Source organism: Methylobacterium sp. Leaf108 (genome assembly GCF_001423265.1).
Classification (GTDB): Bacteria; Pseudomonadota; Alphaproteobacteria; order Rhizobiales; family Beijerinckiaceae; genus Methylobacterium.
The window spans coordinates 78,330-98,494 of record NZ_LMND01000035.1 but is presented as its reverse complement, the minus strand read 5'-3'; the positions used below and the strand labels follow the sequence as shown (position 1 = coordinate 98,494).

Sequence of the window (20,165 nt, the reverse complement as noted above, 5' to 3'; positions counted from 1 at the left end):
TCAGCGCACAGGCATATTAACGACGAGTAGCCAGCATCAAGCTGTCTCGATATTTCTTTTGCATGCCTCTGTGAATCTCGGTCCCAATATCGCCAACAACATCTTCGATTTCGCTTCGCGTAAAATTATCGCCAAAGTCATCTATAAGATCTTTGACTAATTCTATAATGCGCGAATCTTCTGGATTATATTCTTGATCTGGTTCAGTTAGTGGGTGAACTTTATCCAAGATCCATCCCGAAACCTTCGCTTCAATATCAATAGCCCGCGACATTTTTTGGTACACTCGATTGGTAAAAGCCAAAGCGGCTTCGGAAGCACTCTAGTTCCCATCCGTGCAGTTGAGCAACTCCAATCAGGAGTTCGCACCGGCTAATCTCTCCGTGAAGAGCTGCATCGCTCTCAAATCACGACCCCGCTCAATATCGGCAGAAGTGCGCCCCCGCGACCGGCTCACCGCACCGCAAGGAGTTCAATCATGCCGAACACGACCCACCTTAAAGGCCTTTCACCCTTCTACGGAGGCGTGGGTGGGCACTTTCGCGTTCCCCCGTACTTGCCACCCCTCCTCGACTCAGAGCTAGAACAAAGTAGAAATAGAGATATCCAGCGATCCTTCAAGTGCTCGATCGAAAAACGAAGCACTCGGCTGTTGCATAGCCTAGACCGCGATCTCGTCCAATTCGTCGAACGACTGACCTGTGACAGGGCGGCTGCTGGCGTTTTGTCTATTTCACTTCTTGCTTATCGCATCCTAGCTCGTTGCAAGCTACTCGCAGATGCGCATGTCGTATCCTCGGAACCCGATGATGACTTCGAAGCTCTTTTTCACACGATACGCTGCGGAGCAAATGAAAATCAAGACTGGATTAACTTAGAAACATGTATGGGAATTATTGTTATTGAGACTAATAACGCTATGCTGCAACAGCATTTTGCTGAAATCTGGAACGTGCTTCAGCCGTTCATGCGGGCGCAGACGCCGCAGCACTGGCTAGCACTTTTTTTCTGCGCTTGGCGGACGCCGTGCGATGACTGGCCGCCATTCAAATGCTGGAGCTACGTCAAATACGCACGCCGAATTCGCAACCAGGTAGCCGTATCGTATAAAATAGACAGATAGCAGAAGTAACATTCTAAATCGCCAATATGCGGGAAGTCCTAATATATCGTTGCCGACAAACACGAGGTGACGACAATGAGTAATGACCAGCGCGGCGCAATGTCTATCGAAGGCTTTTGTGCGTGGGCAGGGATTGGTCGATCATTAGCATACAAAGAGATCGAAGCCGGCCGCCTTCGTATTAAGAAGGTGGGCCGGCGCACTCTTGTCACTCTCGAAGCCGCCCAAAATTGGCTCGCCGCCCTCCCGGCCGGGGGCGGCGAAAACGCTGCATAGGCCGGCTGTATCAGCACCTGTTTCGACCCGCTAAATTTTCCATAACCCCCAGCCAGCCAGGATGTAGATAGCGATGCTAAATGCCGCGGTGGGCAAACGGCCGCCATCACGAGCGACGGCCAACTCATCTAGCCAGGACTAACCACGTATACCGGCGCGCAGCCTAAGGTGTGTACTTAGGTCTGCATTCACAACTCTGAGCCGAAGCAATATCAGACTCGCAAGCTGCACAACACAAGCTTGGCCGTTTCTCCGCGCGCTAGCCGGTTTCTGCTCAATAACACATTGTGATAGTGGAGGTTTTCGGGGGCGCTTTCCATTTCATGGCCCGAAACCCTCCGTTTACGAAATGGAAGACGGCACCGGCACGCATTTTTCGATAAGTTCTGACGAGGAGCTAGAAAGGTAGGACTTTATCCAGTTCCGACGTTAGCTCCGCGAGGTGACGATCCCTTACTCCCCGCAAGTACTCAAGATTGGAGTACCGCTCGTCAGTTGCGTTGTTATACAAATCGGTTTCTGGTTCGTAGCCCGCATTACACTGCGCCTTTCCCATCATCGACCGTGAGCGCCGTACCCGCTGGAAAGGGATGCAGCCACAATACTGAGATTTCTCGACGCCAAACAGGTCATGTGCGGTGAGGCCCGGCTCAAGGAAAATAGCCTCCTCCAGCTCGGTTAGGCGTGGGTCGAGACCCTTCATCAAGTACGCGAACCAATTCCACTGCGAGATGGTCGGATCTAAACGGTTCCAGGCCTGAACATTTAACGCTGTCGTTGCCGATTTGCGCGAGAGACTGCCAATATAGCCTTTGAGCCACTTGCGGAAATCTAACAGCTTGACGGCCGGCACATGCACACCAGAGTGTGAGTGGCACCCGTGAACCTGTCCGTATTCAAAAACTGTGTAAGAGAAGTAGAGCGCGCCGTAACTTAGTATCTTCTTACGCAGGTTTTCAGCAAACTTTTTGAAAACAGCATCAAGCTCTAGCCAAGTTTCATAGCCAATTATTTGCCAACTGACGGTAAAGTTGACGTTTAAGAAGCATCCTTGGTAATTCGCAAAGCAAATACCCCTATATATTTTTTCAAGGTCGATACGGCTGATGTAACAATCAGCCATGTTGCAGCTGGAAGTTAGCCGCGAGCGCAGCGCCGAGCTGCTATTAGTGAACTGGTATGGTGACGGCAGGTGGGTCAATGTGCGCTCCGCAAGGTGAGCGCTTGGATTTTCCAAGCTCCAGTATATAGCCGGCGCGAGCTCAATAACGCAGGTGAAAGCTTACAACTGTCTCGGTTTGTCAGGGATTGCTCACGCGCGATGTGCTCCCGCTAGATGCCGCTGCAATGTTCTGCCCACGCCTCCATCAGCAAACGCCGCTTCTCTAATGCGTCGCCGCGGCGGTAGGCACGCTCCACCGCATCACCTATCAAGTGAGCCAACGCCGCCTCGGCCACTTCACGCGAGAAAGGTGTCTCCTCCCCAACCCAGTCTCGGAACGTCGAACGAAAGCCGTGTGGCGTGTCGGTTAGCTTGGCCCGTCGCATCACCATCTCCAACGCCATCACCGATAACCCCTTGCCGGTCCGCTGTCCCGGGAACACAAACGGGTTGTCGGCTAGATCCAGCGACTTCATCTCTTCAAGGAGCGCGAGCGACCGCCCACTAAGCGGCACGCGATGATCTCGCCCTGCCTTCATCCGCGTGGCCGGCACTGTCCAAACACGCGCTTTCAAGTCTACTTCTGCCCACTGCGCCCCAAGCGTCTCGCCAGAGCGAGCTGCCGTGAGGATGGTGAACTCCAGTGCCCGTGCCGCGATGCCCAAAGTGCCGCGCAGGTGCCGAACGAAGGCAGGGACATCCTCATAGGCCATCGCCTTATGGTGACCACGACTGAGCTTCTGCCGTCTTGGCAGCAGTAGATCGAGATGCCCTCTCCAGCGGGCGGGGTTTTCGCCCACGCGTAATCCCTGCGCTTTCGCCGAGTCCAGAACCCGCTCGATCCGACCGCGCAAGCGTGAGGCTGTCTCGGGCTTCTCTAACCAGATCGGCTTCAGCACCCGCACAACGTCTTCGGTGCTGATCGCATCGACCGCGCGCTCGCGTAGGGGAGCCGCATATTCCCGCAAGGTCATCTGCCATTGCGCGACATGCTTTTCGTTGCGCCACTGCGTCTTCATCGCCTCCACGAAGGCGTCCGCCACCTGGCCAAAAGTCACCACGACAACCGGCGCGGCATCCCGCACGGCTAACGGGTCCGTTCCCTGTAAAACAAGATCACGGGCGCGAGCAGCGCCCTCACGTGCCTTTGCCAATGACACATCCCGCGGAATCCCAAGGCCCATCTCGCGCAGCTTGCCCTGCCACCGGAACAGGAAAACCCAACGCCGACGCTGCCCGTCCTTCGAGATCGACAGATACAATCCACCACCATCGGCATGGCGCCCCGGCACGTCCAACGTCGCAACCTTTCGGGTGCTGAGCCGATTCATCAGGCGCGTCACCGCATGCCCCTCGTCACTCACTGACAGGCCCCAACACGGGCCCCAATTCATGACGGGGATTCTAGCGGACGCCAGCGAACACAGCCAGCGAAACATGAGGCATAAGTCACTGTGAAGAATGAAAAATATTCTACATCGGCATCCGCCTACGAGCACCAGCGGACGTTAGTATGAGTGACACCCCTTCCGCCAAGTGGTTCGGCCGAATCCCCGCCGGTTCGTGATCTTTTCGATCTGGGCCGGTCGGGCGCCACTCGTCGACGCCCTTCATGTCCGATGTGGCTTTCGCGTGATGAAAGCGGTGGCGGTATCGGCAAGCCCTCGCGGCGCCCGGGCGAAGCCTATATCCGCATCACGACGTGATCGACCGGCGACTGTATTGCGGGTCAAGCCGCGACATCGCACCGGGCGGCGGCTCGGTTTTGGCCTTTCTCTACCTGATCGGCGGCTCGGCCCGGTTCGGCCGTCGCTTTCTGGTGCCGGACGCAGGCGCTTTCCGTGCGTGCGATATGGATCCGCCCGGAGTTCGCTCCGGAGACAGGGCGCCGAAAGCGATGGGACCGGCGCGCTGGGCGTCGAGGGGGACGACCGCACGACGGTGCCCGGGCCCTACGCTGCCGCGCGCAGGCTGGGGAAGGTGGCCGCCTCAAACGAGCGGACGCAGTTCCGGCCGCTCGACTTGGCCTCGTAGAGCGCGCGATCCGCGCGTTCGATCGTGCGGTCGATGTCTTCGTCGGTCTGCTCGGCCTCGGCCATGCCGATGCTGATCGTCGCCCGGAGGCATTGTCCCTCCGGCTCGAACACGGTGTCCGCGACGGTCTGGCGGATCCGGTCCGCCAGGATCGTCGCGCCGCGCAGGTCGGTTTCGCGGAGCAGGACCACGAACTCCTCGCCCCCGAACCGGGCCACCTTGTCGGTGGTCCGGATGGCGTCGCCGATGATCCGGCCGACCTGGCGGATCACTTCGTCGCCCGCCGCATGTCCGTATAGGTCGTTGACGCGCTTGAAGTGATCGATGTCGACCATCAGCACGCAGATCGCCCGGCGATAGCGCTTGAAGTAGCTCATCGCGTCGTTGGCCAGCGGCAGGAACGCACGCCGATTGAGGAGGCCGGTGAGCGCATCGGTGTCGGCGAGCACCTGCATGGCATGGAGGTCCGCCCCGAGGCGCCTGACGCGATCCTCCGCGGCGTGGGCCGCGCTCGAGGCCACGGCCTCGATGTGGCGGGCATCCGCCTCGGCCGTGCCGATCCGCCTCAGCAACGACCGTACCGAGGTCGACAGGCGAAGAACCTCGGGCGAGCCGTGCACGCGGTCCGTCATCCTGGCGTTCGGGTCCCGGCCGATGCGGTCGACGGCCTCGGTCAACTGCGTCAACGGCCGGCTCAGGCGTGCCGCGACCAGCCGGATGCCGACCATCCCGATCAGCGCCGCGCCCAGGCCCAGCAGGATGATGAGGCCGGTCAACTGGGTGGCACCGGTGAGCGCGGTATCGATCGGCTGCAGGGCCACGACGATCCAGCCCAGGCCCGGATAGTCGCCCCGGCCGCGGGTCGCGGTCGCCGTCGCAAGGCGGGTTCCGTCGGCGCGCTCGTCGATGAAGTGGCCGGCCGCCAGTTGGGCCGCCGTGTAGGGCGCCATGCCCAGGTCCGGTCCGAGCAGGACGCGACCGGCCCGGTCGAGGACCACGATGTCCTCCTTCAGGTCGGGGCGCCGGGACGCCAGAACCTCGCGCCGGACCACATCGGCCCAGCGCCAGCTGAGATGGACCCCGAGGACGCCCACCACCTGGCCCGAGGCATCGCCGATCGGAACGGCGAGGTCCACGAACCGAAACGGGGTCCCGTCGGCATTCGGCGTGAGCAAGGTCTGCAGCAGGGATGCGAAATGCACGTCCTCGACGGCGGCCTGCCGGATCCCGTTCTTGAACCAGGGCCGCTGGCCGACGTTCGCGCCCTCGAGAACGCCGCCCGTGGCGGCACGCACCCGGCCCTCGCGATCCGCGAACCCGATCCAGGCGTAGTCCGGAAGGGTCTCCTGCATCCTGTCGAGGACCTTGCGCAGGCTGCCGGTGCTCTCCATCCAATGGGGCTGAAGGGGTTCGAGGGCCGCCACGTTGCGGATCTCCCGCAGGCGCTCGGCCATGTCCTGATCGAGCCGGTCGGCCACGGACCGCGCCACCTGCAGCAGGTTGCCCTGGGCCATGTCGGTCGCCTGCCCGCGCGCCAGCAGGGCGGAACCGATCGTGGTCGCTCCGACGATGGCCAAGCTGATGGCGCCGGCCAGGAGGGCGATCTGGCGGCGCAGTAGAGTCCTGTCGGCGAGCTGAGTGAGCATGACGATCCAACCTCGATCGTAGCATTCATGCTGGGCGTTGGATGACGATGTGTGAAGCTTATGAGTCAATCTTTTCGTGACGTGGCTTTTCGTGAGATATCTCACGATGGCGTGTCCGCCGCAGTCACGCGGGTCGATGCGCTGCGGGCGGAAAACGTCAAACGCAGGATGAAAGTCTGCGTCGACGCAACCGAGGCGGCGGATTCGTCTTTGGATGGGGATCCACGGGATGGGGATCCACGCGCGGTGACCGCGAACCGAGGATGGCTCGCCCCTCCCCGGCAGGTGTTCGTCATGTCCTGCGCCGAAAACCTGTGACAGACCGAGGGCTTCGGCAGGAGTAAAGCGTTGGCGTGCCGACGCGAACCTGCTCAGGCCGTCCCCGCCGGGGTCTCGATTTCCACAGGAACCGATCCCTCCCCTGGTGATCCGCATCGTCGCAGGCGAGCGTCGGGGGCCGGTCGAAGGCCGCGGGGCTTTCCCGACGCAGGCCCGCCGGGCGCGGGGCCCGAGCGTTTTTCCAATGAGGTCCGACCGGACCAGGGACCCGGATCGCCGTCTCCGGCGACGAAGACCGCTCGGCCACGAAAGGGTTTGGACCACGAAAAAGGGCCAGCCGCGAGGCTGGCCCTGGTCGTCGTGCCGCCGTCGCTTATTCGGCGGCGCTCATCTCGGGCGTGAAATGACCGCACCAGTCGGATGCGCTCACCACCGGCCACAGGCCGTGGTCCTTGGGACCCGGCTGGCTCACGGGCGGGTTGAAGCGGCACAGGCCCTCGTCGCCGTGCGCCATGGCGCCGTTGACCTTGTGCTCGTCGTAGAACTTGCAGGTGTCACACTTCACGTCGGCCATCGTCGGTCTCCTTCGAAGAACGGTCGCCTCGCGGCGCTACATTCTCATTAGACAAATTCCAATCTGGCTGTCAACGAGCGGATGCCGCGCGGGTTCCACGCGGCGCTCGAAGGCGGCGTTTGGAGAGGGCGCTCCTGAGCGTTCGCTCGGAGACGGTTTGGCCGGGATCGGTCCGATGGGGGGCGGGGCCGTGGATCCGAGCCGTTCGTGCGTCGGCGACCGCAACGGTCAGGCGCGCACCACCTCGCCGTGCGCGATCGTGCGGCGAGGTGGTCGATCCGAGATTCCGGGTGCCAGAGGCCCGGCGCCTCAGCGGCCGAGGGGGGCCGAGCGGGCCGGCGCGAGCCTGCGCCTCAGGAAGCCGGTGCCGGCGCTGAGCGGACCCCAGAACAGCAGCGCCAGCCCCATCACCATCAGGGTCGAGACGAGGCCGTTGGAGAAGAACACCGACAGGTTGCCGCCCGAGCCGAGCAGGGCCTGGCGGAACGCGTCCTCGGCGCGGTCGCCGAGCACCAGGGCCAGGACCAGGGGGGCGAGGGGATAGTCGAGCTTCTTGAAGATGTAGCCGATCACCCCGAACACCAGCATCAGCCAGATGTCGAACCGCGAGGATTCCACCGTGTAGGCGCCGATGGCGCAGACGATCAGGATGATCGGCGCCACCAGCGCGAAGGGAATGCGCATGATCGCGGCGAAGACCGGCACGGTGGCGAGCACGATCAGGAGACCGGCGACGTTGCCGAGGTACATCGAGGCGATGAGGCCCCAGACGAACTCCTTGTTCTCGATGAACAGGAGCGGGCCGGGTTGCAGGCCCCAGATCATCAGGCCGCCGAGCAGCACCGCGGCCGTGGCCGAACCCGGGATGCCCAGCGCCAGCATCGGCAGCAGCGCCGAGGTGCCGGCGGCATGCGCCGCGGTCTCGGGCGCCAGCACGCCCTCGATCTCGCCGCGCCCGAAGTTCTCGGGCGTGCGCGAGAACCTCTTGGCGAGGCCGTACCCCATGAAGGAGGCCGCGATGGCGCCGCCCGGCGTCACGCCCATCCACATGCCCACGATCGATGAGCGGATCAGCGTCGCCCAGTAGCGCGGCAGCGCGGCCCAGGTGCGCAGGACGACCTTGAGGTCGATCTGCGCCTTCTTGCCCTTGAAGTGCAGGCCCTCCTCGATGGTGAGCAGGATCTCGGAGACGCCGAACAGGCCGATCACCACCACGAGGAAGTCGAAGCCCTTGATGAGCTCGCTCACCCCGAAGGTCAGGCGCAGGTCGCCGGAGATGGTGTCGAGGCCCACCGCGGCGAGCAGGAAGCCGATGGCGAGGGAGGCCACGATCTTGGCCTTGTTCTCCTTGCCCATGCCGATGAACGAGCAGAACGTCAGGAAGAACACCCCGAAGAACTCGGCCGGGCCGAACCGCAGGGCGAATTTCGCCACCAGCGGCGCCACGAAGGTGATCAGGATGACACCGGCCAGCGCCCCGATGAAGGAGGCGGTGAAGGCGGCGGTGAGCGCCTCGCCGGCCTTGCCCTGCTGGGCCATCGGATAGCCGTCGAAGGTGGTGGCCACCGACCACGCCTCCCCGGGGATGTTGAACAGGATCGAGGTGATGGCGCCCCCGAACAGGGCCCCCCAGTAGATCGACGACAGGAGGATGATCGCCGAGGTCGGGTCCATGCCGAAGGTCAGCGGCAGCAGGATCGCGACGCCGTTGGGGCCGCCCAGGCCCGGCAGCACGCCGACCACGATGCCAAGCAGCACGCCGACGATCATGAACATGACGTTGGTCCAGGACAAGGCGACCTGGAAGCCCAACATGAGCTGGTGGAGATCGTCCATGGCGGTTCCTCGGACTTTTCTTGGTTGAGATTAGAAGCCGAGCATCGCCTCGACCGGACCCTTGGGCAGGGACAGCCGGAATTGAATCTCGAAGACCCAGAACGCCACGAGCGGCACGGCGACCACCGCCAGCAGCGTCTGCCACCAGCGGAACTCGCCGAGCATCACCATGAACACCGCCATGAACAGGGCCGAGGCGGTGTAGATGCCGACGAACTCGATGGCGAGCACGTAGAGGAACAGCGGCGCGAACACCGAGCCGACCATGCGCAGCTGGCCGTAGGTGACGAACACGCTGTCCTCGCGCCGCACCGCGCTCACCAAGGCGGCAGCGGCGGCGATCAGCAGGATCCAGCCGACGCGGGCGGGGAAGAACCCGTTCTGGGGCCCGGCGTCCCAGCCCGCGCCGCGCTCGTAGGAATCCCACAGCACCAGCCCCGCCAGCCCCATCAGGACGAGGGCGACGAGGATCTCCACCATCCGGCGCGACAGGCCGGGCTCGGTGGCCGTTTGGGACGTCTCGGTCATCCGTTCATCCTGATCGTTCGTTCGGCGCGCACCTCTCGTCCCCCGCATCTCTCGGGCCTGCCCGAGAGATGCACCCCGGGGGTCCGGGTCGGGCAGGCCCGACCCGGGTGCGGGGAGGAGTCGATAGTGGGGGCGGTTCCGCTTGTCCCCGGAGGAGGGTCGCCCGGCCACTCCCACCCTCGGTCCCTCCCCGCGAGGGAAAGGGACCGAGGGGTCAGCGCGAACGCGCCGGAGTGCTCACCCGGCGGCCGCCCTCAGTTGGTGCCGATGAACCCGGCCTTGCCCATCAGGTCCTTGTGCTTCTGCTCGTCGGTGGTGAGGAACGAGACGAACGCGTCGCCGGAGCGGAAGTCGGGCACCAGGGCGTTGCGCTCGACGTAGGCCTTCCAGTCGGCCGTCTCGGTGACCTTCTTGAAGAGGTTCACGTAGAAGGCCTGCTGCTCGGGCGTCACCTTGCCGGGCATGAACATGCCGCGCAGCATCTGGTAGTTCACGTCGAGGCCCTGCGAGACGCAGGTGGGCACGTCGGCCCAGGACATGTCGGCGGTGATCTTCTGGGTGTAGCCCAGCGGCTTGTCGGAGAACACGCACAGCGGCTTGACCGCGCCCGAGCGCCAGTTGGCGATCTCCTCGGCCGGGTTGTTCATGTTGGCGTCGATGTGGCCGCCGGCGAGCTGCACGGAGGAAGGTCCCCCGCCCTGGTAGGGAATGTAGGTGATCTTGATGCCGGCCGCCTGCTCCATCGTCACGGAGATGAGGTGGTCCTCGCGCTTCGAGCCGTTGCCGCCGGTCTTCAGGGGCGGATTGGCGGCCTTGGCGGCGGCGACGAAGTCGCCCGCGGTCTTGTAGGGGGTGCTCGCGTTCACCCAGAGCAGGAAGGCGTCCTGCGCCATCATCGCGACCGGGGTGAAGTTCTTCCAGCTCACCGGCAGCTTGGTGGCCAGCGGCGTCATGTAGATGCCGCTCGAGGTGGTGATGAGCTTGTGGGGGTCGCCGGCCGACTTCTGGATGTCGAGCATCGCCTCGCCGCCCGCCGCGGCCGGCTTGTTGACGATGATGATCGGCTGGGAGACGAGGTTGTTCTTCTGGATCGCACCCTGGATCGTGCGCGCCATCTGGTCGGACGAGCCGCCGGGCGGGAAGGGCACGATGATCTCGATGGGCTTGGTCGGCTCCCAGGCCAGGGCCGGGCCGACGGGCAGCAGCGTGGCCGCCAGGGCGGCCTTCACGATGGATTGCATGGCGTTGTCCTCCGGCGGTGCTCTTGGCGGCCCCGCCTTGTATACCAGGGTATGAAGTTTCGGGGCCGTTTGGCAACAGTGGGTTTTCTCGATCACGACCGCTCCTGTGGCCTTCCCGCGCCGGCTCGCCGATGATGGGAAAAACGCCAGGGCGGGATTCCATGCACACCACCTCCGACCAGCCTCACGGCCCCTTGCGCGGCCTCACGGTGATCGAACTCGCCCACATCATGGCCGGCCCGGTCTGCGGCCTGATGCTCGCCGACATGGGCGCCACGGTGATCAAGGTCGAGAAGATCGAGGGCGGCGACGACACCCGCCGTTCGGTGCCGCCGTCCCTGGAGGGCGAGAGCGCCGCCTACATGATGATGAACCGGGGCAAGCGCGGCATCGCGCTCGACCTCAAGAGCCCGGAGGGCCGGGCGATCCTGCACCGGCTGCTGGCCGGGGCCGACGTACTGATCGAGAACTACCGCGCCGGCACCATGGAGCGCCTCGGCCTCGGCTGGGACACCCTCAAGGCCGCCTACCCCGCCCTGATCTACTGCGCCCTCTCGGGCTTCGGGCGCACCGGCCCCTATGCCGAGCGGCCCGGCTTCGACCTCGTGGCGCAGGGCATGAGCGGGCTCATGAGCATCACCGGCGCGGGACCCGGCGAGGCGCCGATGAAGTGCGGCCCGCCCGTCACCGACGTCACCGCCGGCATCCTGGCGGCGATGGGGGTGCTGGCCGCCTACACCCACCGCCTCAGGACCGGCGAGGGCCAGGCGGTGGACACCTCCCTGTTCGAGGCCGGCATCACCCTGACCTACTGGCAATCGGCCATCGCCATGGCCACCGGCATCGCGCCCGGCCCGATGGGCTCGGCCCACCCGCTCAACGCCCCCTACGAGGCGTTCCAGACCGCCGACGGCTGGATCACGGTCGGGGCGGCCAACCAGACCAACTGGCTGCGCCTCCTCGAGGTGCTGGGTGCCGCCGATCTCGGCCACGATCCGCGCTTTGCCCGCAACGCCGAGCGGATGGAAAACCGCGAGGCACTGGCCGCGGTGCTGGCCCCGCGGTTTCGCCGGGAATCGTCCGCGACGTGGCTCGCTCGCCTGGAGGACGGCGGCGTCCCGGCCGGCCCGGTCCTCGACGTGCTCGCCATGCACCGCGACCCCCAGGCGCTCGCCCGCGAGATGGTGGTGGAGGTCGACCACACCCGCATCGGGCCGATGCGGACGCTGGGACTGCCGGTGAAGTTTTCGGGCACGCCCGGGCGGGTGCAGGGGGCTGCACCGCTGCTGGGGGAGCACAGCCGCGCGATCCTGCGGGGGGTCGGTTACGACGAAGCGGAGATCGAGGGGTTTTTGGCGCGGGGCGTGGTGCGCGAGACGGTGGGGTGATGATCGTCCCTTCTCCCCGTAAGCGGGGACAGGGGGGCGCCGTGCGCCTCATCCCACCCGCAACGCCCCATCCAACACCCGCGCCACATGCTGCGCGGTGATCCCAAGCCCATCGTGGATCTGATGCCTGCAACTGGTGCCGTCGGCGACGACCCAATCGTCGGGACCGGCCTTGCGCAGCGCCGGGAACAGCGACAGCTCGGCCATGGCCAGCGAGACGTCGATGGTGTCGGCCCCGTAGCCGAAGGCGCCGGCCATGCCGCAGCAGCTCGACTCGATCACCTTGACCTCGAGGCCCGGCACCTGCCGCAGGACCGTTTCCACCGCCCCCATCGCGTCGAAGGCCTTCTGGTGGCAGTGGCCGTGGAGATGCGCGACGCGCCCGCCCTGGTCGGCCAGCGGCAGCGCGATCCGCCCGGCCGCGAGGTCGGCGGCCAGCAGTTCCTCGAACAGCAGGCTGGCACCGGCCAGGGCCGTGGCCTCCTCGCCGGGCAGCAGGGCGGCGAACTCGTCGCGGAACGTCAGCAGGCAGGAGGGCTCCAGCCCGACGACGCGGGCGCCGGCCCGAACGTAGGGCAGCAGCGCGTCGAGGGTGCGGCGCGCCTCCTCCCGCGCCCGGTCGGTCTGGCCGGAGGCGAGATAGGTCCGCCCGCAGCACAAGGGTCGCCGGCCCGTGTGCGGGAAAACCCGGTGGAGGCGGTAGCCGGCGGCGATCAGGACGCGCTCGGCCGCCTCCAGGTTCTCGCGCTCGAAGGCGCGGTTGAAGGTGTCGCCGAACAGGACGATGTCGCGAAACGTGCCCGTGACGTCGGAGGGGTGGGCCGGCTCGCCCGTCTCCGCCCAGGGCCGGCGCCAGGCCGGCAGGGTCCGCCGGGCCGAGAGCCCCGCGACCCTTTCCGACAGCCGCGCCAGGGCGGGCACCCGGTCGCGCAGGTTGAGGAGCGGGGCGAGTTTCGCCGCCAGCTTGGCATAACGCGGCAGTTCGGCCACCAGCCGCTCCTTCAGGGGCAGGCCGTGGCGGGCGTGGTAGTGGTGGAGGAACTCGACCTTCATCTTGGCCATGTCGACGCCGGTGGGGCATTCCCGGCGGCAGGCCTTGCACGAAACGCACAGGTCCATCGTGCGCTTCATCTCGGGGGATGTGAAGGCGTCGGCCCCGAGCTGTCCGGAGATCGCGAGCCGCAACGAGTTCGCCCGGCCGCGGGTGAGGTGCTGCTCCTCCCGCGTCGCCCGGTAGGACGGGCACATCGCCCCGCCCGCGAGCTTGCGGCAGGTGCCGTTGTTGTTGCACATCTCGACGGCCCCGCCGAGGCCGCCCCAGTCCGACCAGTCGAGCGCCGTCGTCGTCGGCGCGGTGACGGCGTAGCCCGGCGCGAAGCGCATCAGCGAGCGGTCGTCCATCCGCAGGGGCCGCACGATCTTGCCCGGGTTGAGCCGGTTGTCCGGGTCGAAGCCGTCCTTGACCGCCTCGAAGGCGCGGGTGAGGCGGGCGCCGAACAGCGGCTCCACGTATTCCGAGCGCGAGATGCCGTCGCCGTGCTCGCCCGAGTACGAGCCCTTGAAGCGGCGCACCAGGGCGGAGGCCTCCTCCGCGATGGAGCGCATCTTGGCGACGTCCCCGCCCTGCTTCATGTCGAGGATCGGGCGCACGTGCAGGCAGCCGACCGAGGCGTGGGCGTACCAGGTGCCGCGGGTGCCGTGCCGGGTGAACACGTCGGTGACGGCGTCGGTGTAGTCGGCCAGGTGCTCGAGCGGCACCGCGCAATCCTCGATGAAGGAGACCGGCTTGGCGTCGCCCTTGGTCGACATCATGATGTTGAGGCAGGCCTCGCGTACCTCCCAGACCGAGCGCTGGCGCACAGGCTCGGGCACCTCGACGACGGCGTCGGTGAATCCGTGGTCGGCCATGCAGGCGTCGAGGCGCCTGAGGTCGGCCAGCAGCGCGTCGCGGTCCTCGCCGGCGAACTCCGTGAGGAGCAGGCAGTTCGGCCGGCCCCGCGTGATGTCGGCGAGCGTGGTGCGGAACAGCGGGATGTCGGCGCCCAGCACCAGGACGTTGTTGTCCACGAGTTCGACCGCGACCGGGTTCAGGTCGACGATCGCCTTCGTGGTCTCCATCGCGGAACGGAACGAGGGGAAGTGGCACACCCCCATCACCCGGTGGGTCGGCAGGCGCGAGAGCTTGAGCGTCACCGAGGTGGTGGCCGCCAGCGTCCCCTCCGAGCCGACCAGCAGATGGGCGAGGTTCGGGCGCGGCTCGATCAGGGCGTCGAGGTTGTAGCCGCCGACCCGCCGCTGCACGCGCGGGTACATCGCCAGGATTTCGTCCCGCTCCGATTCCGCCAGGGAAACCATGCGGCGCGCGAGATCCTTTGCCCGCGCCGAGCCCGACACGCCGGTGGCCTCGTTTCCCGTCAGCGAAAAGCCGAACGCCTCGCCGTCGTGGAACAGCGCCTCCATCGCCAGGACGTTGTCGCTCATCTTGCCGAAGCGCAGCGAGCGGGCGCCGCAGGAGTTGTTGCCGGCCATGCCGCCGATGGTGCAGCGGCTGGCCGTCGAGGGCTCGACGGGAAAGAACCAGCCGTCCGCCTTCACCCGGGCGTTGAGGCGCTCCAGCACCATGCCGGGCTCAACCGTGACGGTGCCGCCCTGCGGATCGTAGGCGAGGATGCCGTCGAGGTGGCGCGAGCAATCCACCACGAGGCCGCGCCCGATCGGCTGGCCGTTCTGCGAGGTGCCGCCGCCGCGCAGGATCACGGGCACGCCGTGCTCGGCGGCGATGGCGAGCGTCGCGGCGATGTCGGCGGCCGATTTCGGGAAGACCACGCCGGTCGGCACGATCTGGTAGATCGAGGCGTCGGTGGCGTAGCGACCGCGGGTGAAGGCGTCGAAGCGTGCCTCGCCCCGGAGCGCCTCGGCCAGGCGGCGGGCCAGGCCGGCACCCTGCCGCCGCGCCGCCCGCGGGCTCGTCGTCCCGGCGCCCATCGCTTCGGGACCCGTCGCCGGCTCGGCCGTTGTCGCCATGGTGTCCCGTCCCTGTCCCGCCCCGTCGCCGTCTTCGTCGCGGCCTATGACTGCATGCATAATACCACCGACCGGTGGGTCAACGTCGCCCGTTGTCCCGCGGCGCGGGATCTCATGCCATTTCCGGTTGATCACTTCGTGATGCGGACATGGGCTTCGCTCAGCCGCCCTGCAGGCTCTCGGCGAAATCCTCCGGGATCTCGCCGAAGCGGCCGAGGATGGTCACCCCTTCGAGTTCCCCGGTCTCGTCGTCGGCCACCACCTTGAGGGCGGCCGTGCCCGGCATCCGGCCGGCCATCGCCTCGGCCTTCTTCAACGCGCCGCTCTCGGTGGGCGCGACCTCGCGGTCTCCGGGCACCAGGCGCTTGCGCTTGATCACGAAGGTCTGGACCACGAACGTCGTCTTCATCGTCATCGGATCGGTTCCTGGTGGCGTCCCCGGCGGTAGCACAACACGCCCGGAGCGTCGGCATCGGGCCATCCCGTGAAGGTCTCTTAATCGACCTTGCTCCATGATAGGCGCCTTGATCGAACGGCGACGATGGCGGACGATGCTCTGCATGCGCGACGACCCGGCACCCGACGACGCGCAAGCGGTGATCGACCTGGGCGAAGACGACGACACGGTGGAACTGGAACGGCTGAAGGCCGCCTTCGCCCGGCAGTCGGCCGCCCTCGCCCATGCCCAAAAGATCTTCGCGCGGGCCTCGGAGGCGGCCCGGATCGGGGTGTGGGAATGCACCCTCGACGGCGAACACCTGACCTGGACCGACGTCGTCTACGACCTCTTCGACCTCCCCCGCGGCTCGGTCCTCGACCGGGCGGCGACCCTGGCCCTCTACGCGCCGGACTCGCGAAAGGCCCTCGACACGATCCGCGCCCGCGCCATCGGCGAGGCGCGCGGGTTCACCCTCGATGCGGAGATCGTCACAGGCCTGGGCAACCGGCGCTGGATCAGGATCACCGCCACGGTGGAATGCGAGGACGGGGTCCCCACCCGCATCTTCGGGATGAAGCAGGACATCACCGAGGAGAAGGCCCTGTTCGACCGGACCCGCTACCTCGCCGCCTTCGACGACATGACCGGGCTCGCCAACCGCACCAGCTTCCAGGCGCGGCTCGCCGCGGTCGAGGAGGAGGGCTGCGGGGCCGCCCTCCTCCTCGTCGACCTCGACGGTTTCAAGGCGGTCAACGACACCCTCGGGCACCTGGCGGGCGACGCCTGCCTGCGCCGGGCGGCCGCCCGCCTGCGCACGGTCTGCGATCGCGCCGACCTCGTGGCGCGCATCGGCGGCGACGAGTTCGGCGTGCTTCTGGGCACGGATGACCCGACAATCGCCGAAGACCTCGCCGGCCGTATCGTCGCGGCCCTGCGCCGCCCGGCGGAGGGCGAGGACCACGGCCTGCCGCTTGGCGCGTCCCTCGGCGCGTCCCTCGGCGCGTCCCTCGGCGCATCCGTGGGCGTCGCCTGGCACGACGCCGCGGCCCCCGCCACCCTGTTCGCCAGGGCCGATGCCGCCCTCTACGCCGCCAAGGCGGCCGGCCGGAACACCTTCCGGACCGACGCATCCGCCGGCCATCCGGCCCGCCGCAGCCGCGTCGCCTGATCGGCGCTGCGAGGCCTCGCCTTCGGTTCTGCATGCACTTTGGCCCGAACATTGCTGGGCGATGCGCACGGCGATGGAGGCTTCATGACGGCGCAGACGGTGCAGCTCGGCCTGCGCGGAATCCGCAAGGCCTTTCCCAGTAAAACCGGCCCGGTCCCGGTCCTCGACGGCCTGAGCTTCGATATCTACGAGCGCGACTTCGTCAGCATCATCGGCCCGAGCGGCTGCGGCAAGACCACGGTGTTCAACATCATCGCCGGCCTCCTCGACCCCGACGGCGGCACCATCCGCTACCGGGGCGAGGTCGTGCCGGGCCTGCGCGGCCGGGTCGGCTACATGATGCAGAAGGACCTGCTGTTTCCCTGGCGCACGGTCCTGCAGAACGTGATGCTCGGCCTCGAGATGAAGGGCGTCGACCCGGCCCAGGCGCTGGACACCGCCCGCGAGTACCTCTCCACCTTCGGCCTTTCGGGATTCGAGAACGCCTACCCCAAGACCCTGTCGGGGGGCATGCGCCAGCGAACGGCGCTGATCCGGACCCTGATCATGGACCCCGACATCCTGCTCCTCGACGAGCCGTTCTCGGCGCTCGACTACCAGACCCGGCTCTACCTCGAAGGCGTGCTGCTCGACGCGGTGGAGACCTACGACAAGACCGTGGTGCTCGTGACCCACGACATCGACGAGGCGGTGGCGCTGTCCAAGCGCGTGGTGGTGCTCGGCAACCGCCCGGCCACGGTCAAGGCCGTCCACGACATCGCCATCGCCGACCGCTCGCCCATCGGCGCCCGCTCCGACCCGCGCTTCTCGGAATATTTCCACGCCCTGTGCGGGGAACTCGACATCCAGACCCGTCCCCGGGCCCAGACCCTTCCCCGGGCCCGCTCACACGCGAAGGTCGCCTGATGACGACGCGATCGATCGAGGCGGCCCCTCCTCCTTCCCCCGCCCGCTCCCGCCGGCCCGGCGCCCTCGCGCTGGCCGCCGACACGCAGGCCGGGCGCGCCCTCATCCAGTTCACGGCGGTGATGGCGTTCTTCGGCGCCTGGGAGCTGGGGGTGCGGGCGGGCTGGGTCAGCGACTTCCTGGTCGGCGCTCCCTCCGGCATCTGGCGGGTGTTCGTGCGTGCCGTCATGGACGGCAGCCTGTTCGTCGACACCTGGTACACGCTGATCGAGGCGATCCTCGGGTTCGTCATCGGCACCGTCCTCGGCTCCGCCGCCGGGCTCGGGCTGTGGTACTCGGCCTTCGTGGCGCGCCTCGTCGAGCCGTTCATCGTCGCCATCAACTCGGTGCCCAAGATCGCCCTGGCCCCGATCGTGATCCTGTGGTTCGGCACCGGCTTCGTCTCGAAGGTGGCGCTGGCGGTGTCGCTCACCGCCCTCGTCGCCCTCATCGCCGCCTACCAGGCGGCGCGGGACGCCGACCCGGACCTGCAGGCGCTCCTCGCGTCGATGGGCGCCTCGAAGCACCGCATCTTCAAGAGCGTGATCGTGCCCTCGACCCTGCCGGCGATGATCGGGATGTTCCGCATCAACATCGGCTTCGCGCTGGTGGGCGCCGTGGTCGGCGAGTTCATCTCGTCCCAGCGCGGGCTCGGGCACATGATCTACAACGCCTCCAGCCTCTACGACCTCAATTCGGTCTGGGTCGGGCTGTTCGTCCTGATGTTCGTGGGCTTCCTGCTCTACCACGTCATCGACTTCGCCGAGCGCCGCATCCTGCCCTGGAAGCAGGTCTCGACGGCCGGTCAGGTCCAGGTCTGATCGGGCGGCGGGACCGGCGCCGCCGGGGTGGGTCGGCCCCTATTGCAAAATCCGTTCGATGGCTTCGCAATGCGGATGTCGGCTTCGCTCAGGAGCCGCGCGGACTCGGTGATACGGTTCCCGCTCGAATCGAGCGGGAACCGTATCACACCACCTCGACCCGGCCGTCGAGGCCGACCACCCGTCCCAGCCCGCGCACGCGGTTGAGGACGCGGTCCCCGGCGAGGGATCGCCAGTCGGAGGGCACGGTGAGCACGACGCGGCCCTCGGCGATGCCGACGGGCAGGCGCGGCAGGATCGCCGCCATGCCCGCCGAGGTCGGGAAGGCCACCCGCAGCAGGCCGCCGACGAGGCGGGCGCGCTCGAACAGGCGCGGGCCGGCGAGGTTGCGCAGGATCGGGCTCGCCTTCTCGGGGGCGACGCCCTCGTGCCGGAAGTAGACGGCGAGCGCCAGGTAGGCGCGGCCCGGGTGGTCGATGCCGACGAAGGGCGCCTGGGTGATCACGTCGATGCTGTGCCCGCCGCGATAGTCGGGATGCGCCCGCCAGCCGATGTCGGACAACAGGCAGGCGGCGTGGCGCAGGCGGCGCTCGTCCGCCGTCTCGGGGCCGTCGAGTTCGGCCACGAAGCGATCGGTCCAGGCGATGAGGTCGGTGGCGTGGCCCGGCGAGCGGGCGCGCAGGGCGTTCAGCTCGGACGCCGCGGCCAGGAGCGGATCGGCGGCCCGGGTTTCGCGGTCGAGGAGTTCGTAGAGCAGGCCCTCGCGCACGCCGCTGGCCGAAATCGCCACCTCGCGCGGGCGGCCCAGGCGCAGGATCTCCTCCAGCACCACCGCGCCATAGGCCAGGAGCGGGCGGCGGGCCTCCGAGACGCTCTCGACGTCGGCGAGCAGGGCCGCGTCGACCCGCTCCACCACTTCGAGGAAGTTGAGTTCGTCCGAGGGCTCCACCGTGTAGCCGTGCATGACGTGGAGCGGATAGGCGCGGGCGGCCTGGTGCAGGCGGGCCAGGGCCCGCCAGGTGCCGCCCACCGCGTAGAAGCTGCGCCCGCGCAAGGTCTCGAGCTGGGGAGCGGCCTTCTTGAGGTGCTCGCGGACGATCTTCTGGGCCTTCTTGGGCGAGCCGCCGGTGAGGTCCTGCAGGGCGAGGCCGCCCAGCGGCATCGTCACCCCCTGCCCCACCTCCGCGCCGCGCACGTCGACGAGTTCCAGCGAGCCGCCGCCGAGATCCCCCACCACCCCGTCCGGGGCATGGAAGCCCGAGACGACCCCGAGCGCCGAGAGTTCCGCCTCGCGCCGCCCCGAGAGGAGCTCGATCGGGTGGCCGCAGGCGGCCTCGGCCGCCGCCAGGAAGTCCGGCCCGTTCTCGGCGTCGCGCGCCGCCGCGGTGGCCAGGACGAAGACCCGCTCGATCTCCATGACCGCGCACAGCATCCGGAACCGGGCCAGGGCCGCGAGCGCCCGCCTGACCGCCTCCTCGTTGAGCCGGCCGGTGGTGAGCACGTTGCGGCCCAGCCCGCACAGCACCTTCTCGTTGTAGAGCGGGGTCGGTGCCCGGCTCAGGCGGTCGTAGGCGACGAGCCGCACCGAGTTCGAGCCGATGTCGATGATCGCGAGGGGATCGCGGGGCGGGCCGACCGTCGTGCCGACTGCCTGTTTCATGCCCGGTGCCTGTCCCATGCC

16 protein-coding genes are annotated in these 20,165 nt (G+C 67.0%); 5 read left to right on the top strand and 11 right to left on the bottom strand.

Annotation, left to right across the window (positions count from 1 at the left end; genetic code table 11):
• Positions 1–16: 16 nt before the first annotated feature.
• On the bottom strand, positions 17–304 hold the full coding sequence (locus tag ASF39_RS21565; RefSeq protein WP_156387611.1) for a hypothetical protein: 288 nt from the start codon (positions 302–304) through the stop codon (positions 17–19).
• A gap of 174 nt (positions 305–478) precedes the next feature.
• Here ASF39_RS21565 and ASF39_RS21560 point away from each other — a divergent pair, with 174 nt between their 5' ends.
• Positions 479–1,123, top strand: coding sequence for a hypothetical protein (locus tag ASF39_RS21560; RefSeq protein WP_156387610.1), 645 nt, complete (start codon positions 479–481; stop codon positions 1,121–1,123).
• A 673-nt stretch (positions 1,124–1,796) separates the two neighbouring features.
• Here the strand turns inward: ASF39_RS21560 and ASF39_RS21555 are convergent.
• The 7 genes from ASF39_RS21555 to ASF39_RS19210 all read right to left on the bottom strand — a co-directional run bounded on the left by ASF39_RS21555 (position 1,797) and on the right by ASF39_RS19210 (position 10,699).
• Positions 1,797–2,600 carry a hypothetical protein gene (locus ASF39_RS21555; RefSeq protein WP_156387609.1) on the bottom strand — a complete coding sequence of 268 codons (804 nt, stop codon included), beginning with the start codon at positions 2,598–2,600 and terminating at the stop codon, positions 1,797–1,799.
• A gap of 131 nt (positions 2,601–2,731) precedes the next feature.
• Positions 2,732–3,904, bottom strand: a complete 1,173-nt coding sequence (locus ASF39_RS19235; protein WP_244472479.1) for a site-specific integrase — start codon at positions 3,902–3,904, stop codon at positions 2,732–2,734.
• Between the two features lie 609 nt (positions 3,905–4,513).
• On the bottom strand, positions 4,514–6,676 hold the full coding sequence (locus ASF39_RS19230) for a sensor domain-containing diguanylate cyclase (protein WP_244472478.1): 2,163 nt from the start codon (positions 6,674–6,676) through the stop codon (positions 4,514–4,516).
• A 217-nt stretch (positions 6,677–6,893) separates the two neighbouring features.
• Entirely contained in the window at positions 6,894–7,094 is a 201-nt protein-coding gene (locus ASF39_RS19225) for a hypothetical protein (RefSeq protein WP_055882932.1), read from the bottom strand.
• 309 nt (positions 7,095–7,403) lie between these two features.
• On the bottom strand, positions 7,404–8,930 hold the full coding sequence (locus tag ASF39_RS19220; RefSeq protein WP_055882929.1) for a tripartite tricarboxylate transporter permease: 1,527 nt from the start codon (positions 8,928–8,930) through the stop codon (positions 7,404–7,406).
• A 30-nt stretch (positions 8,931–8,960) separates the two neighbouring features.
• Positions 8,961–9,458, bottom strand: coding sequence for a tripartite tricarboxylate transporter TctB family protein (locus ASF39_RS19215; protein ID WP_156387608.1), 498 nt, complete (start codon positions 9,456–9,458; stop codon positions 8,961–8,963).
• Positions 9,459–9,712: 254 nt separating this feature from the next.
• Positions 9,713–10,699: a tripartite tricarboxylate transporter substrate binding protein gene (locus tag ASF39_RS19210; protein WP_055882924.1), complete on the bottom strand. Its 987-nt coding sequence runs from the start codon at positions 10,697–10,699 to the stop codon at positions 9,713–9,715.
• 161 nt (positions 10,700–10,860) lie between these two features.
• Here ASF39_RS19210 and ASF39_RS19205 point away from each other — a divergent pair, with 161 nt between their 5' ends.
• Positions 10,861–12,087 (top strand): CoA transferase, encoded by a 1,227-nt coding sequence (locus ASF39_RS19205; protein ID WP_056286893.1) that lies wholly within the window; start codon positions 10,861–10,863, stop codon positions 12,085–12,087.
• Between the two features lie 48 nt (positions 12,088–12,135).
• Here ASF39_RS19205 and ASF39_RS19200 read toward each other — a convergent pair whose 3' ends face one another.
• Together ASF39_RS19200 and ASF39_RS19195 are read right to left on the bottom strand one after the other, a co-directional pair.
• The gene (locus tag ASF39_RS19200; protein WP_056286889.1) at positions 12,136–15,111 is read right to left on the bottom strand and encodes an FAD-binding and (Fe-S)-binding domain-containing protein; all 2,976 of its coding nucleotides are present in this window, start codon (positions 15,109–15,111) and stop codon (positions 12,136–12,138) included.
• A gap of 160 nt (positions 15,112–15,271) precedes the next feature.
• Positions 15,272–15,526 (bottom strand): hypothetical protein, encoded by a 255-nt coding sequence (locus ASF39_RS19195; protein WP_055882915.1) that lies wholly within the window; start codon positions 15,524–15,526, stop codon positions 15,272–15,274.
• Positions 15,527–15,671: 145 nt separating this feature from the next.
• On the opposite strand from ASF39_RS19195, the gene ASF39_RS19190 reads away from it, so the two are divergent.
• The 3 genes from ASF39_RS19190 to ASF39_RS19180 all read left to right on the top strand — a co-directional run bounded on the left by ASF39_RS19190 (position 15,672) and on the right by ASF39_RS19180 (position 18,484).
• Positions 15,672–16,718 carry a diguanylate cyclase gene (locus tag ASF39_RS19190; RefSeq protein WP_244472477.1) on the top strand — a complete coding sequence of 349 codons (1,047 nt, stop codon included), beginning with the start codon at positions 15,672–15,674 and terminating at the stop codon, positions 16,716–16,718.
• 84 nt (positions 16,719–16,802) lie between these two features.
• Entirely contained in the window at positions 16,803–17,624 is an 822-nt protein-coding gene (locus ASF39_RS19185) for an ABC transporter ATP-binding protein (protein ID WP_055882911.1), read from the top strand.
• On the top strand, positions 17,624–18,484 hold the full coding sequence (locus tag ASF39_RS19180) for an ABC transporter permease (protein ID WP_055882909.1): 861 nt from the start codon (positions 17,624–17,626) through the stop codon (positions 18,482–18,484). The genes ASF39_RS19185 and ASF39_RS19180 overlap by 1 nt, the downstream gene beginning before the upstream one ends.
• Before the next feature lie 145 nt (positions 18,485–18,629).
• Here the strand turns inward: ASF39_RS19180 and ppx are convergent, their stop codons facing one another.
• The gene (gene ppx / locus ASF39_RS19175; protein WP_244472476.1) at positions 18,630–20,144 is read right to left on the bottom strand and encodes an exopolyphosphatase; all 1,515 of its coding nucleotides are present in this window, start codon (positions 20,142–20,144) and stop codon (positions 18,630–18,632) included.
• Positions 20,145–20,165: the final 21 nt, after the last annotated feature.